This is a genomic window from Pseudomonas sp. F-14 TE3482, assembly GCF_053629455.1.
Genome location: NZ_JBRJII010000001.1, coordinates 756,217 through 771,010 on the forward strand (window position 1 = coordinate 756,217; position 14,794 = coordinate 771,010).

Consider the following 14,794-nt stretch of genomic DNA (forward strand, 5'->3'; position numbering starts at 1 on the left):
AATCAATGACTCACAGCAATCGCCTGATTGTTCATGATACGCGGAGTGAGAAATACCAGCAGCTCGGATTTTTTCTCCGAAACCACGTCACGCCGGAAAAGGCGGCCAAGATACGGCACATCACCGAGAAATGGCACCTTATCTACAACCTTGCTCTGAGTATTTGAGAAAACTCCACCAATGACGATGGTCTCGCCGTCGTTAACCAACACCTTGGCGTTGACCTCGTTTTTCTTGATTGGCGGTACATCCTGCACTTTGTTCAGGTAATCCGGTTCATCCTTGGTGACCTTGACCTCCATGATGATGCGGTTGTCCGGCGTGATCTGCGGGGTCACTTCCAGGGACAGCGAGGCTTCCTTGAACGACACCGAGGTGGCGCCGCTGGAGCTGGCTTCCTGATAGGGAATCTCGGTGCCCTTGAGGATTTTCGCGGTTTCCTTGTCGGACGTGACCACCTTGGGCTGCGAGACGATTTCCCCGTTGCCGGTTTTCTCCATGGCCGAAAGTTCAAGGTCCAGCAGCACATTGTCGGTAATGAAGGCGATGCCGATCCCCGAGGTATTGGCAGAGGTCCCCAAGTCGACGAACGGCGAGTTAGTGCTGGTGCTGCCTGGCGTCCCTATGGTGGTCGAAGAGCCGTTGACCCCGGAGGTGTTCCAGTTACCCTTCTGCACCGAACCGCCCCAGCGCACGCCAAGGCTTTTGTCGTAATCGACGTTGGCCTCAACGATGCGCGCCTCGATCATCACCTGACGCACCGGAATATCCAGCTGCGCAACGATACGACGCAGTTCGTCGAGGCGATCCTGGGTCTGGTAGGCAATGATGTTGTTGGTCCGCTCATCGACAGTGATTGAACCTCGTTCGTCGACTTTCGCTTCGGCGCTGGTCACTGACTGGAACAGCTTGGCGATATCGGCGGCCTTGGCGTAGTTGACCTGTAACAGCTCGCGACGCAGAGGCGCCAGTTCGGAAATCTGCTTCTGCGATTCCAGTTCCTGACGCTCTCGGGCAGCGATCTCATCAGCCGGCGCCACCAGCAGCACGTTACCAATCTTGCGCTTATCCAGACCTTTGGTTTTCAACACCAGGTCCAGCGCCTGATCCCACGGCACATTCTGCAGACGCAACGTGATGCCACCCTGCACCGTGTCGCTGGCCACCAGATTGAGGTTGGTGAAATCGGCGATCAGCTGCAGCACCGAGCGCACATCAATGTCCTGAAAATTCAGCGAGAGTTTTTCGCCGGTGTAGGCAAAGCGTTCAGTGTTGCGCTTCTGCAAGTCATCGACAGTCATCGGCCGAATGCTGACGGTCAGTTTGTTGTCGGTCTGATAGGTCGAATAATCGAAGGCGCCACTGGGCTCGATACTGATAATGGCTCGGTCGCCCGTGGCGCTGGCGTTGACGAACTGCACCGGCGTGGCGAAATCCTTGACGTCGAGACGTACACGCAACCGTTCAGGCAGTTGGGTCTTGGTGAAACCGACGATGATTTTGCCATCGCGCTCCTGGATGTCCGGAGCGATGGACGGATCCGACAGATCGATGACCACATTGCCCTCACCCTGGGTGCCGCGCTGGAAATCCACGCCCCGGATGGCTTTGCCCACGGGTGCATTGACCCTGGCGGGCGCTGGCGTCGCAGTGGTTGCGCGCGGTGCGCTGGCGGCCGGTTTGGGCGCCTTGCTACCGGCCCCTTGCCCGACAACCACGAACAAATTGTTGCCTTCGACGCGAGCGTTGTATGGCGTCAATTGAGTCAGGCTGATGATCAACCGCGTACGGTCCTTGGCCTCAACGACCGTGGCGCTGCGGGCATTGCCGCCGCCCAGATCCCGATTCTTGTTCGCCAGCTGACTGGTGACCCCTGGCAGGTCCAGCGCAATCCGCGCAGGCTGCTCTGTCGTGTAACCGTGGGGCTGCGGTGGCGGCCCATCGAACGACAACTTCAACTCGACACGGTCACCGGGCAGCGCGGCGACATCCAGCGCTTTGAGGTTGGCCGCCAGTACCATCGGCGACAAAAACGCTATCCATAGCGAAATACCGAAGGTTGAGAAAATCCTGTTCATTATTCGAGTTCCACTATGAGTGCTCTTTCAAAGGGATGGTCCGCGGCCGTTCCAGCCAGGCGCCTTCGCCGTCAGGAACGATTTCGACCACGTCGACTTGCGAACCGCTGATGGCGACGATCCGCCCATCGTTACGCCCCAGGTAATCGCCGACTTTCAGCCGATGCACGCCGCCCGCCCCGCGCAACAGCGCAAAGGAGCCGGTTGCATTGGAGAGGGTGCCGACCATTTCAAACTGTTCGATGTTGAAACCTTCGAGGTACTGCTTGACCCGGTTGGGGTCGGGTTTGACGTTACGCGAGCCGTGCTTCTGACCGGCCAGATCGACTCTGACCTGCCTGGAGAACGGGCTACGCAGGTTGGCAGCGTTATAGGTGAATGTCGGGTAAGACCGGAATGTGGGCGTTGGTTCAATTTTGCCGGGGGCACGCAGGCGCACTTCGTTCAGGTAGGCGTCCAGGTCGCTGAAATCATTGTCGCCGCCACAACCGGCCAGGATGACCAGGCACATGACCATCGACAGGCAACGAATCGGGCTCATTTCTGCAACCCCTTGTCGTTGTAGCGATAGGTCTTGGCCAGGATGCTCATGCGCAACTTCGGACCGCCATCGGGATTGGCCGGCGCCAGGTCGAAGTCATGCAGGGTGACGATCCGTGGCAGCCCGGCCACGCCACTGACAAAAGTGGCCAGGTCGTGATAAGCGCCGGTGACGGTGATCTGGATAGGGAGTTCGATGTAGAACTGCTGGGTGACCTCCGGGAGCAGCTTGATTTCTTCGAACTCCAGGCCGCTGCCCAGGCCGGTGCGGGTGATGTCCTCCAGCAGGCCGGGCACTTCGGTGTCGCTGGGCAATTGCCGCAACAGCATGCCGAAGGAGTTTTCCATTTCCTTCATCTGCTGGGTGTACAGCTCCAGATTCGCCGCCATATGGGCTTTGGTCGCGAATTGCTCCCTGAGCGTCGATTCTTCCTCGCGCCTGAGTTCCAGGTGGTTTTGCAGGTCACTGATCAAGAAGCTGTAGCCAAGGGTTAGCACCAGGATCATCAGCAGGACACTTGCCAGGACCTTGATCGCCGGTGGCCAGGAACCCATGTTGTTGGTGTCCAGATCGTTGATGTCGATCTGGCGCAACCCTTCGAACCATTCGGATGGTTTCATTTAGCGCCCCCCACAATCGCGGGCTGGGTCTGACGGACGGTCAACTGAAAAATATTGGCCTGGTCCAGCTGACCGGCGGTGGTCGCTTTGACTTCCGTGAGGTTGGGCGCATCGAACCAATCGGAGGCATCAAGATTGCGCATCAGATCCGAAACCCGGTTGTTGGATTCCGCCGCGCCGGTGATGGACACGGTTTTGCCGACCATTTTCACTTCGGTGAAATAAACTCCGTCCGGCAAGGTACGCGCCAATTGATCGAAAATCCTCCCGCTGATCGGCCGGTTGCCTTGCAGGTCCTGAATGATGCGCATGCGTTCGACGAGTTGCTGTCGGCGGGCCTTCAGATCGCTGATCTGTTTGATCCGCTCGTCGACCACGGCAATCTGCTTGCCAATGTAATCGTTACGGGCGACTTGCCGATTAATGGCGCTGTTAATGACCTGGTCCGCAATCAGCAGCGCTGCCACCGACCCCACTAGCACACCGACCAATGCCAGTAAAAAGCGTTTGCGACGCCCTTCGCGCAACTCTTCACGCCAGGGTAAAAGATTGATCCGCGCCATCAGTCGAAACTCCTGAGGGCCAGCCCGCAAGCGATCATCAGTGCCGGGGCATCGCTCGCCAAGGCACCGGCGTTGACCTTGCTGCTCAGGGTCATGTTGGAGAATGGATTGGCGACCTGGGTCGGCGTACCCAGTCGCTGCTCGATCAATCGCTCCAGCCCGGGGACCGAGGCGGTGCCGCCGGCCAGGAGGATGTGATCGACCGAGTTGTACTGGCCAGAAGCAAAGAAAAACTGCAATGAACGCGACACCTGTTGCACCAACGCATCACGAAATGGCTGCAAGACCTCGCTGACGTAATCGTCCGGCAAACCGCCCTGCTTCTTCGCCAGCCCCGCCTGTTCGACCGTCAGGCCATAACGACGCTGGATCTCTTCCGTCAGTTGACGGCCGCCGAACAATTGTTCGCGGGTGTAGATGATCCGCCCGTTGTGCAACACGCTCAGGGTGGTCATGGTGGCCCCGATATCGACCACCGCCACGGTCAGGCGCTCCTGAGAGGCGGCCAACTGGGTTGCCAGCAGGCCGAACGATCGCTCCAGGGCATAGGCTTCGACGTCGACCACGCGCGCGGTCAGCCCGGCCAGAGCCAGGGCCGCTTCACGGACCTCGACGTTTTCCTTGCGACACGCCGCCAGCAGCACATTGACCCGCTCGGGGTTGCGCGCCGACACGCCTTGCACTTCGAAATCGATCGCCACTTCATCCAGTGGATAAGGGATGTACTGATCAGCCTCGATCTTCAGTTGGTTTTCCATCTCGTCGTCGGAAAGACCGGCGTCCATCTCGATGGTCTTGGTGATCACCGCCGAACCGGCCACAGCGACGGCCACGTTCCTGAGGCTGGTTTTGGCCTTGGATAGCACCCGCGCAAGCGCCTGCCCCACCCCTTCGAGCTCGGCGATATTTTTCTCGACCACGGCGCTGGCAGGCAGCGGCTCGACCGCATAGGCCTCGACCCGGTACCGGTCGCCCTGACGACTGAGTTCCAGTAGCTTCACCGACGTAGAGCTGATGTCGATCCCCAGAAGCGTATTGGCTTTTTTATTGAAGAGTCCTAGCACTACCAATTCCCTATGACTATCCGTGAGTTACGGACTCTGTAATATCCATTGCGTTCAATACCCTCCGTCTTGACAGAAGCGCAAATGACGCTCCCCGACGGAAAAATGCTTATAATGCTGAGCGTTTTTTCCGCTTTCACTGCAAGCGCGGGTCATTCTGTGTATAGCCTGAACCCCTGATGCCTAATTCATTCTTTACCCTGGATATCCAAAAGCCTTGATTCGTCTGCTGAAATTTTTCGGTTGGTCCATCGTCGCCGTTTTCTGCGGACTGCTCCTGGGTCTGAGCGGCGCTTTTCTTTACCTTAGCCCCGGATTGCCATCCGTGGAGGCGCTGAGAAGTATTCAGTTGCAGATTCCTTTGCGGGTGTACAGCAGCGACAACAAGTTGATCGCAGAATTTGGCGAAATGCGCCGTACGCCAATCCGTTTCGCCGACATTCCCCCCAATTTCATTAATGCGTTACTAAGTGCTGAAGACGACAATTTCGCCAACCACTACGGCGTCGATCCCAGCAGCCTGATGCGTGCCGCCACCCAGCTGGTAAAGAGCGGACATATTCAGTCCGGCGGCAGCACCATCACCATGCAGGTAGCGAAGAACTTCTTCCTGACCAGCGAACGCAGCTTCTCGCGCAAAACCACCGAAATCCTCCTGGCCCTGCAGATCGAACGGCAGTTGACCAAGGACGAGATCCTCGAGCTGTACGTCAACAAGATCTATCTGGGCAACCGCGCCTACGGCATCGAAGCAGCGGCGCAGGTTTATTACGGCAAGTCGATTCGTGACGTGAGCCTGGCGCAGATGGCGATGATCGCCGGCCTGCCAAAAGCCCCGTCGCGCTTCAACCCGCTGGCCAACCCGACCCGCAGCAAAGAGCGTCGCGACTGGATCCTGGGGCGCATGTATAAGCTCGGCAAAATCACCGAAGCCGACTACACCACTGCCATCAATGAGCCGCTGAACGCCAGCTATCATGTGCCGACTCCGGAAGTGAACGCGCCATACGTCGCCGAAATGGCCCGTGCCGAAATGGTCGGCCGCTATGGCAGCGATGCGTATACCGAAGGTTTCCGTGTCACCACCACGGTGCCGAGCAATTTGCAGGAGATGGCCAACACCGCGGTTCATGAAGGCTTGATGACCTACGACCAACGGCACGGTTATCGCGGCCCCGAGTCACGCCTGCCGGGTAAAACCCGAGAGGCCTGGACTCAGGAGTTGACCAAACAGCGAATCATCAGCGGCCTGGAACCGGCGATCGTGACCCAGGTCGACAAGAACGGCGTGCAGGTGTTGACCCGCACGGGTACCGGCGAAGAGCACGTCGCCTGGGAAACCATGAAGTGGGCTCGTCCGTTCCTGAACACCAACAGCATGGGCGCCAATCCGAAGCAGCCGTCGGATGTCGCACAGGTCGGTGATCTGATTCGCGTGCAGCGTCAGCCAGACGGTTCGCTCAAATTCAGCCAGATTCCGCAGGCTCAAGGCGCGCTGGTTTCCCTCGACCCGCAGAACGGTGCCATTCGTTCGCTGGTCGGCGGTTTCGCCTTCGAGCAGAGCAACTACAACCGCGCCATGCAGGCCAAGCGTCAGCCGGGTTCGAGCTTCAAGCCGTTCGTGTACAGCGCCGCCCTGGACAACGGCTATACCGCCGCCAGCCTGGTGAACGACGCACCGATCGTGTTCGTCGACGAGTACCTGGACAAAGTCTGGCGGCCGAAGAACGACACCAACACCTTCCTCGGCCCGATCCGCATGCGTGAAGCGCTCTACAAGTCGCGCAACCTGGTATCGATCCGCCTGCTGCAAGCGCTGGGTGTCGACCGCACCATCGACTACATCAGCAAGTTCGGCTTCAACAAGCAGGACCTGCCGCGCAACCTGTCCCTGGCCCTGGGTACCGCGACCCTGACGCCAATGGAAATCGCCACCGGCTGGGCCACCTTCGCCAATGGCGGCTACAAGATCACCCCGTACATCATCGACAAGATCGAAAGCCGCAACGGCGACACGCTATTCGTTGCCAACCCGCCGAGCGTTCCGAAAGGCGTCGTAGCCAGCGATGGCATCGCCATGCCGGCCTCTGACACCTTCACGGTCAACGCTACCCCGGGCGAAGCACCGAGCGCCCAGCCAATGCCACAAACGCCGGCCGTGGCCGAGCGCATCATCGATGGGCGCACCACTTACATCCTCAACAGCATGCTTGAGGATGTGATCAAACTCGGCACCGGCCGCCGTGCGCTGGCGTTGGGTCGCAGCGACATCGCGGGCAAGACCGGTACCACCAACGAATCCAAGGACGCCTGGTTCTCCGGCTACAACGCCGATTACGTGACCACCGTCTGGACCGGCTTCGACCAACCGGAAAGCCTGGGCAAACGCGAGTTCGGCGGCACCGTTGCCTTGCCGATCTGGATGAACTACATGGCCGCGGCCCTCAAAGACAAACCGCCCCACACCCAAGCGGAACCCGAAGGCATTCTCAGCCTGCGCGTCGATCCGATCAGCGGCCGCGCGGCCACCCCAAGTACGCCAGGTGCCTACTTCGAACTGTTCAAGGCCGAAGACACGCCACCGTCGGTGAATGAGCTGAGCAACGGCAATGTGCCGGGCAGCCCGCTACCAGCCGATGAGGCAGCGCCGATCGATTTGTTCTGATCGTGTAGCAACACCTAAAAGCCCCGCCCTCGAAAGATGTGCGGGGCTTTTTATTGCCTGCCGGTTATGCGCTGAATGACCCACCCCCTTCGCGGGCAAGCCCGCTCACACAAGGTTCTGTGGTGCTCTCAGGGGTTGTGAACCACCGCGATTCCTGTGGGAGCGGGCTTGCCCGCGAAGAGATCCTTACAAACGATACAAAACTCTCAGATACAAAAAAGCCCCGACTCGCGAGAGCCGGGGCTTTTGGTTGATGCGCTACAACGGCTTAGCCGTTGAACACGTCATCCACGCTTTTCAGCGGGTAGTTCTTCGGATACGGCAGGGTCGCCACACCGGTCTCGATGGCGGCTTTGGCCACGGCATCGGAGATCAGGGTGATCAGACGGGCATCCATTGGTTTCGGAATGATGTACTCACGACCGAATTCCAGTTTGATGCCGCCGTAGGCGTCGCACACTTCCTGAGGTACTGGCAGCTTGGCCAGTTCACGCAGGGCGTTGGCGGCAGCCACTTTCATTTCTTCGTTGATGCGCTTGGCGCGAACGTCCAGGGCACCACGGAAGATGAACGGGAAGCCCAGTACGTTGTTGACCTGGTTCGGGTAGTCCGAACGGCCGGTGGCCATGATCACGTCGTTACGGGTGGCGTGAGCCAGTTCCGGGGAGATTTCCGGATCCGGGTTAGAGCACGCGAACACGATCGGGTTGGCCGCCATGGATTTCAGGCCTTCAGCGCTCAGCAGGTTCGGGCCGGACAGGCCAACGAACACGTCAGCACCTTCCAGCGCGTCAGCCAGGGTGCGCTTTTCGGTCGCGTGAGCGAACACAGCCTTGTACTGGTTCAGGTCGTCACGGCCGGAGTGGATCACGCCGGTACGGTCAACCATGTAGATGTTTTCGATGTTGGCGCCCATGCTCACCAGCAATTTCATGCAGGAGATGGCGGCAGCACCGGCGCCCAGGCAGACGATCTTGGCGTCAGCCAGGGTTTTGCCAGCGATTTCCAGGGCGTTGATCATGCCGGCCGCAGTCACGATTGCGGTGCCGTGCTGGTCATCGTGGAATACCGGAATGTCGCACTGCTCGATCAGAGCACGTTCGATCTCAAAGCACTCAGGTGCCTTGATGTCTTCCAGGTTGATGCCGCCGAAGGTAATGGAGATACGCTTGACGGTGTCGATGAAGGCTTGCGGGCTTTCGGAGTCGACTTCGATGTCAAACACGTCGATGCCGGCGAAGCGCTTGAACAGCACGCCTTTACCTTCCATAACTGGCTTGGAAGCCAATGGGCCAAGGTTACCCAGGCCGAGAATCGCGGTGCCATCGGAAATGACTGCAACCAGGTTGCCCTTGCCGGTGTATTTGTAGGCCAGTTCAGGATCGCGGGCGATTTCGCGTACTGGTTCGGCTACGCCGGGGCTATAGGCCAGCGACAGATCGCGGGCGGTAGCGGTGGCCTTGGTGAGCTCGACACTCAGCTTCCCTGGACGGGGATGGGCGTGATATTCGAGAGCGGCAGTTTTCAGATCAGACATAGGGGCATTCCGCTTTTTACTGTTGGACAGACGGACCGCCGAGGATACTCGCCTCGCAAAGTCCTCACAAGACTGACCAGTCACCCCTGTCAAGCGCCCGGCCCTACGACTTTGGGCCAAGAGCCACGGAACACAAGGGATAGACTGTTCACAATCGACATTTAAAATGTCTACAATTTTTTCTTACGGCGCGGCCTGCAACATCGCCGGATCGGTCAGCGGCAGAAGCCAGCGCGCCTGCCCCGGTTGCAACCCACCGCGGCGCGAACGATCCACCACCCAGCCACGAGCCTCGATCTGCTTGCCTTTGAGCTTTTCAAGCGATGCGACATCGAATTGGTCCAGTAGATTGGGTGCAACCCGCAATACAACCGAATCCTGCAACTCGATCCAAACGCCGCCGCGATTGCGCTGAACCTTGCTCACACGACCACTGAGCATGGCGAAACCGGACGCGCTGATCTGCTCCGCTTTCAATACAGGTGATTGTCGCCACAGCCCAAGACCGGCCCGACGAGCACTGGTTTCGGCCGCTTGCTGGCAGGCGACCAAATCGACATTCGGTGCCACCGCCACCTGAAAACCGAGGCCCTCGGCGAGCATCTGCGCTTCGAGGTTGGCCCCATCGACACTGTAGACATGAGCCAGGGTACGGCCGTAATGGTCCCTGCTTTCTTTACCCGGCAACAAACCGACTCGCCCATCGCTGGCAGCCACCAGCGCTTCAAGGCGTTTGCGCGCGGCCACGGCAAACGGTTCGTCGGAGCGACCCTGTTTGCCCAGCTCCGGCGTATTCAAACCGATCATGCGCACACTACGGCCATCGCTCAGACGCAAGGTGTCGCCATCCACCACCCGTTGCACCGCGACCGGCGTCAGCCCGCTCGGCGCCGGGCAGAAGGCCTGAGCACCGGAAAGCCAAATCGCGGACACAAAAAAGGCGCCCGCGAGGGACGCCTTTTTCATCAGCAAGGAAAAGCCCATCGGGCCTTTCAACCTTACTCTGCAGCAGCAGGAGCTTTCTTGCCGAAAGCGCCGAAACGGTCTGCGAAGCGCTGTACACGACCGCCAGTATCCAGAGTCTTCTGCTTACCGGTGTAGAACGGGTGGCACTCGTTGCATACGTCGATCGCCAGAGGCTTGGCCAGGTTCGAACGAGTTTCGAACTTGTTGCCACAGCTGCAGGTAACTGCGGTGATTTCGTATGTTGGATGGATATCGGCTTTCATGATGTATTCCTCAGGCTAGCGTGCCGCCACTCAACACCATTGTTGAATACCGCACGTAATTAGGCCGCGGATTCTACCAGACCTTCGCAATCACGCAAGCTGTCCCTTACACCGACCGTCTGCTAGGCTCGCGCCCCAAATGCTGATCATCTGCACGCAAACCTGTGGGAGCGGGCTTGCCCGCGAAAGCGTCCTGACAGCCAATGAAGATGCCGACTGCATAGGCCTCTTCGCGGGCAAGCCCGCTCCCACAGGGGTTGCGCTCAGCCTTTCTTACTGCCCGCCCAGAGAGATCCCCCCGCGTGCCCAACGCCATTTTGCGCCTCGCCCTGCCTTCGCCTCTGCGCCGCCTGTTCGATTATCGTGCCCCGGCCGGTATCTTGCGTGCCCAGTTGCACCCGGGCATGCGCTTGCGGGTGCCGTTCGGTCGGCGGGAGATGATCGGGATTCTGGTGGAGGTCACCGACACCAGCGAAGTGCCGGCAGACAAACTCAAGCCGGCCCTGGCGCTGCTCGACGCCACGCCGCCGCTGCCGCCCGCACTGTTCAAACTGTGCCTATGGACCTCTCAGTATTACCAGCACAGCCTCGGCGACACGTTGAGCTGGGCACTGCCGGTACTGTTGCGACAAGGCGAACTGGCCGAAGCACGCCAGGAACGCTTCTGGTCCGCCGCGCCCGGCGCCAGCCTTGATGACCCGCGCATCGCTCGTGCCCCGCGTCAGCGCGAAGCTCTGGCGACCCTGGCTCAGCATCCCCACGGCGTCGCTCATCAGCTGCTGAGCAAACTGATGCTGAGCAAGGACAGCCTCGATCTGTTGCTGGCCAAGGATCTGGTGCAAGTCGAAATCCGCAAGCACGCCCCCGGCGCTCGCCACGAACACTGGCTGGCACAACCGGAATTGCCGCTCAACCCCGAGCAGCGCGCCGCTTATGAAGCGATTCGCGCCGGGTTCGACAGTTATCACGCGTTCCTGCTGGCCGGCGTTACCGGTAGCGGCAAGACCGAAGTCTATTTGCAGCTGATCCGCGAAACCCTCGAGGCCGGCAAGCAAGCTCTGGTGCTGATCCCGGAGATCAACCTCGGCCCGCAAACCCTGGCGCGCTTCGAGCAGCGCTTCAATGCGCGCATCGCGCTGATCCACTCCGCGGTCAATGACCGCGAACGCCTGGAAGCCTGGCTGGCGGCGCGGGATGGCGAGGCCGACATTATTATCGGTACCCGTTCGGCACTGTTCACGCCGATGAAAAACCCCGGCCTGATCATCATCGATGAAGAGCACGACGGCTCTTATAAACAGCAGGAAGGCCTGCGCTACCACGCCCGCGACCTGGCACTGGTCCGCGCCCGGCAGGAAAACATCCCGATTGTCCTCGGATCCGCCACACCTTCGCTGGAAAGCCTGCAAAACGCCTACACCGGTCGTTACGGCCTCCTACGCCTGAATGAGCGGGCCGGTGGTGCCAAGCAACCGCGTTTCCTGCGCCTGGACGTGAAAAGTCGTCCGCTGGACAGCGGCATTTCCGGGCCGATGCAGCAAGCTATCGGTCAGACCCTGGCCGCCGGCCAGCAGGTGCTGGTGTTCCTCAACCGCCGAGGGTTCGCCCCGACGCTGCTCTGCCACGACTGCGGCTGGATGTCTGAATGCCAGCGCTGCGACGCGCGAATGACCGTGCACCAGCGCTCCGGCGAGCTGCGTTGCCACCATTGTGGCTACGTCGAACGAGTGCCCCGGCATTGCCCGAAGTGCGGCAAGGTCGATTTGCGGCCTGTGGGCGCCGGTACCGAGCGCGCCGAAGAACGCCTGGGGATTCTGTTTCCGGACGTCCCGGTGCTGCGGGTCGACCGCGACAGCACTTCACGCAAAGACGCGATGAATCAACTGTTCGCCACCATTCAAAAAGGCCAGCCGTGCATTCTGGTCGGCACACAAATGCTTGCCAAAGGGCACCACTTTCCACGGGTGACCCTGGTGTCGATTCTGGATGCCGACGGCGGGCTGTTCTCCGGCGATTTCCGCGCCAGCGAACGCATGGCGCAGTTGATCGTCCAGGTCGCCGGGCGCGCGGGGCGGGCCGAAGAACCGGGCAAAGTGATTATCCAGACGCACCTGGCGGACCATCCGCTGCTGGTGCAACTGACCGAACAGGGCTATTTCGCCTTTGCCGAACAGGCGTTGAGCGAACGCCGCTCCGCCGGTCTGCCGCCGTTTGCGCATCTCGCGCTGCTGCGGGCCGAAGCGCATAAACCGGGGCAAGCCGAAGGCTTCCTCGATGAGGCGTGCAGCGAGGCCGAGCGTTTGCTGGCCGAACAGAATCTGACCGGGATTGAGTTGCTGGGGCCCGTGCCGGCACCGATGGAACGCCGGGCCGGGCGTTATCGTGCACAGTTGTTGCTGCAAGCCACGGCCCGGGCGCCGCTGCATCGATTGCTGAGCAGTTGGTTGCTGGTTTTGGAGCAGATGCCGAGTGGGCGGGCGGTGCGTTGGTCGCTGGATGTTGATCCGGTCGATTTGTATTGATTTAGAGATTGCCATCGCGAGCAGGCTCGCTCCCACAAAGTCTATGGTGTTCATTGGTTTTGTGATCAACGCCTATTCCTTGTAGGAGCGAGGCTTGCCCGCGAAGGCGGCCGATTTGTCACCACATATCCATAACCTGCCCGCTATAGTTGGCAAGCCCGTCTTCGCAACGGATAATGCCCAGTTTTTCCACCAGCGCATCGAAGCGCCGCCGCGCTAGCGGTCGAAAGAGAAGACCATGAAAGACACCATTCGCCAGTTGATCCAACAAGCCATCACCCAACTCGTCAACGAAGGTGTGTTGCCTGAAGGCCTGTCGCCGGCGATCCAGGTGGAAAACTCTCGCGACAAGAAAAACGGCGACTTCGCCAGCAACATCGCCATGATGCTGGCCAAGCCTGCGGGCATGAAGCCCCGTGACCTGGCCGAGAAAATCATCGCCGCGCTGCCGACTGACGAGAACGTCTCCAAAGCCGAAATCGCCGGTCCTGGCTTCCTGAACTTCTTCCAGAACACTCAAGCCCTGGCGACCCGCCTGGACGCGGCACTGGCCGATGACCACATCGGCGTACGCAAGGCCGGCCCGGTGCAGCGCACCGTGGTCGACCTGTCGGCCCCGAACCTGGCCAAAGAAATGCACGTCGGCCACTTGCGTTCGACCATCATCGGCGACGGCGTGGCCCGGGTTCTGGAGTTCCTCGGCGACGAAGTGATCCGCCAGAACCACGTTGGCGACTGGGGCACCCAGTTCGGCATGCTGATGGCTTATCTGCAGGAAAACCCGATCACCAGTGATGAGCTGTCGGACCTGGAAAACTTCTACCGCGCCGCCAAGCAGCGCTTCGACGAATCCGAAGAGTTCGCCGATCGCGCCCGTGGCCTGGTGGTCAAGCTGCAAGCCGGCGACCCGGATTGCCTGGCGCTGTGGACCAAGTTCAAAGACATCTCGTTGTCGCACTGCCAGAAAATCTACGAATTGCTGAACGTCAAACTGACCATGGCCGACGTAATGGGCGAAAGCGCCTACAACGACGACCTGATCAACGTGGTCAACGACCTCAAGGCCGCCGGCCTGCTGGTCGAGAGCAACGGCGCTCAATGCGTATTCCTCGACGAATTCAAGAACGCCGACGGCGACCCGCTGCCGGTGATCATCGTCAAGGCTGACGGCGGCTACCTCTACGCCACCACCGACCTGGCCGCCGTGCGCTACCGTAGCGGCAAGCTCAAGGCCGATCGCGCGTTGTACTTCGTCGACCAGCGCCAGGCCCTGCACTTCCAGCAAGTGTTCCAGGTCGCGCGCCTGGCCGGCTTCGTGACGCACCCGATGGAAATGGAACACATGGGCTTCGGCACCATGAACGGCGCCGACGGCCGTCCGTTCAAGACCCGCGATGGCGGCACCGTGAAGTTGATCGACCTGCTGACCGAAGCCCAGGAACGCGCCTACACCCTGGTGAAGGAGAAGAACCCGGAGCTTGCCGAAGACGAGTTGCGCAACATCGCCAAGGTCGTAGGCATTGGCGCCGTGAAATACGCCGACCTGTCCAAGCACCGCACCAGCGATTACAGCTTCAACTTCGACCTGATGCTGAACTTCGAAGGCAACACCGCGCCATACCTGCTGTACGCCTACACCCGAGTGGCCGGCGTGTTCCGCAAACTCGGCAAGGACTTCAGCGAAGTCGAAGGTAAAATCAGTCTCGAAGCAACCCACGAACATGAGCTGGCCGCGAAACTGGCGCAGTTCGGCGAAATACTGAACAACGTGTCCGACAAAGGCACGCCGCACATCCTCTGCAGCTACCTGTACGATGTCGCCGGCCTGTTCTCCAGCTTCTATGAGAACTGCCCGATCCTCGGCGCCGACACCCCGGCGCAAATGCAGAGCCGCCTGCGCCTCGCCGCGCTGACCGGCCGCACTCTCAAGCAAGGCCTGGAACTCTTGGGTCTGGAAACTCTGGAGCGTATGTAA

11 protein-coding genes are annotated in these 14,794 nt (G+C 60.0%); 3 read left to right on the forward strand and 8 right to left on the reverse strand.

What is annotated here, in order from left to right:
* Positions 1-2 precede the first annotated feature (2 nt).
* From pilQ to AB7M26_RS03265, 5 genes are read right to left on the reverse strand one after another with little or no spacing between them, the layout of a single operon-like run.
* Positions 3-2,078 carry a type IV pilus secretin PilQ gene (pilQ, locus tag AB7M26_RS03245; RefSeq protein WP_123499938.1) on the reverse strand — a complete coding sequence of 692 codons (2,076 nt, stop codon included), beginning with the start codon at positions 2,076-2,078 and terminating at the stop codon, positions 3-5.
* A 13-nt stretch (positions 2,079-2,091) separates the two neighbouring features.
* Positions 2,092-2,619, reverse strand: a complete 528-nt coding sequence (locus tag AB7M26_RS03250) for a pilus assembly protein PilP (protein ID WP_123499940.1) — start codon at positions 2,617-2,619, stop codon at positions 2,092-2,094.
* A complete protein-coding gene (gene pilO, locus AB7M26_RS03255; RefSeq protein WP_123499942.1) occupies positions 2,616-3,239 on the reverse strand; it encodes a type 4a pilus biogenesis protein PilO in 624 nt (207 codons plus the stop codon). Before pilO ends, AB7M26_RS03250 begins: the two co-directional genes overlap by 4 nt.
* Positions 3,236-3,802 carry a PilN domain-containing protein gene (locus AB7M26_RS03260; protein WP_123499945.1) on the reverse strand — a complete coding sequence of 189 codons (567 nt, stop codon included), beginning with the start codon at positions 3,800-3,802 and terminating at the stop codon, positions 3,236-3,238. Before AB7M26_RS03260 ends, pilO begins: the two co-directional genes overlap by 4 nt.
* Positions 3,802-4,866, reverse strand: a complete 1,065-nt coding sequence (locus tag AB7M26_RS03265) for a pilus assembly protein PilM (protein ID WP_123499947.1) — start codon at positions 4,864-4,866, stop codon at positions 3,802-3,804. Before AB7M26_RS03265 ends, AB7M26_RS03260 begins: the two co-directional genes overlap by 1 nt.
* A gap of 220 nt (positions 4,867-5,086) precedes the next feature.
* Here AB7M26_RS03265 and AB7M26_RS03270 point away from each other — a divergent pair, with 220 nt between their 5' ends.
* Complete coding sequence (locus AB7M26_RS03270) at positions 5,087-7,531, forward strand: penicillin-binding protein 1A (RefSeq protein ID WP_371317138.1); 2,445 nt, start codon at positions 5,087-5,089, stop codon at positions 7,529-7,531.
* A gap of 268 nt (positions 7,532-7,799) precedes the next feature.
* Here AB7M26_RS03270 and AB7M26_RS03275 read toward each other — a convergent pair whose 3' ends face one another.
* The 3 genes from AB7M26_RS03275 to rpmE all read right to left on the reverse strand — a co-directional run bounded on the left by AB7M26_RS03275 (position 7,800) and on the right by rpmE (position 10,297).
* Positions 7,800-9,068: a malic enzyme-like NAD(P)-binding protein gene (locus AB7M26_RS03275; protein WP_007899225.1), complete on the reverse strand. Its 1,269-nt coding sequence runs from the start codon at positions 9,066-9,068 to the stop codon at positions 7,800-7,802.
* A gap of 183 nt (positions 9,069-9,251) precedes the next feature.
* Positions 9,252-10,052, reverse strand: a complete 801-nt coding sequence (locus AB7M26_RS03280) for a thermonuclease family protein (RefSeq protein ID WP_123499951.1) — start codon at positions 10,050-10,052, stop codon at positions 9,252-9,254.
* Positions 10,053-10,066: 14 nt separating this feature from the next.
* Positions 10,067-10,297, reverse strand: a complete 231-nt coding sequence (gene rpmE, locus AB7M26_RS03285; RefSeq protein WP_007899231.1) for a 50S ribosomal protein L31 — start codon at positions 10,295-10,297, stop codon at positions 10,067-10,069.
* 302 nt (positions 10,298-10,599) lie between these two features.
* Between rpmE and AB7M26_RS03290 the strand changes: the two genes are divergently transcribed.
* On the forward strand, positions 10,600-12,819 hold the full coding sequence (locus AB7M26_RS03290) for a primosomal protein N' (protein WP_123499956.1): 2,220 nt from the start codon (positions 10,600-10,602) through the stop codon (positions 12,817-12,819).
* Positions 12,820-13,057: 238 nt separating this feature from the next.
* Entirely contained in the window at positions 13,058-14,794 is a 1,737-nt protein-coding gene (gene argS / locus AB7M26_RS03295; RefSeq protein ID WP_123499958.1) for an arginine--tRNA ligase, read from the forward strand.

What these genes read in the sequence shown, in the direction of transcription:
- pilO (WP_123499942.1), bottom strand. Translation starts at nt 3,239, where the DNA reads ATGAAACCATCCGAATGGTTCGAAGGGTTGCGCCAGATCGACATCAAC.
- AB7M26_RS03260 (WP_123499945.1), bottom strand. Translation starts at nt 3,802, where the DNA reads ATGGCGCGGATCAATCTTTTACCCTGGCGTGAAGAGTTGCGCGAAGGG.
- AB7M26_RS03275 (WP_007899225.1), bottom strand. Translation starts at nt 9,068, where the DNA reads ATGTCTGATCTGAAAACTGCCGCTCTCGAATATCACGCCCATCCCCGT.
- pilQ (WP_123499938.1), bottom strand. Translation starts at nt 2,078, where the DNA reads ATGAACAGGATTTTCTCAACCTTCGGTATTTCGCTATGGATAGCGTTT.
- AB7M26_RS03250 (WP_123499940.1), bottom strand. Translation starts at nt 2,619, where the DNA reads ATGAGCCCGATTCGTTGCCTGTCGATGGTCATGTGCCTGGTCATCCTG.
- argS (WP_123499958.1), top strand. Translation starts at nt 13,058, where the DNA reads ATGAAAGACACCATTCGCCAGTTGATCCAACAAGCCATCACCCAACTC.
- rpmE (WP_007899231.1), bottom strand. Translation starts at nt 10,297, where the DNA reads ATGAAAGCCGATATCCATCCAACATACGAAATCACCGCAGTTACCTGC.
- AB7M26_RS03280 (WP_123499951.1), bottom strand. Translation starts at nt 10,052, where the DNA reads ATGGGCTTTTCCTTGCTGATGAAAAAGGCGTCCCTCGCGGGCGCCTTT.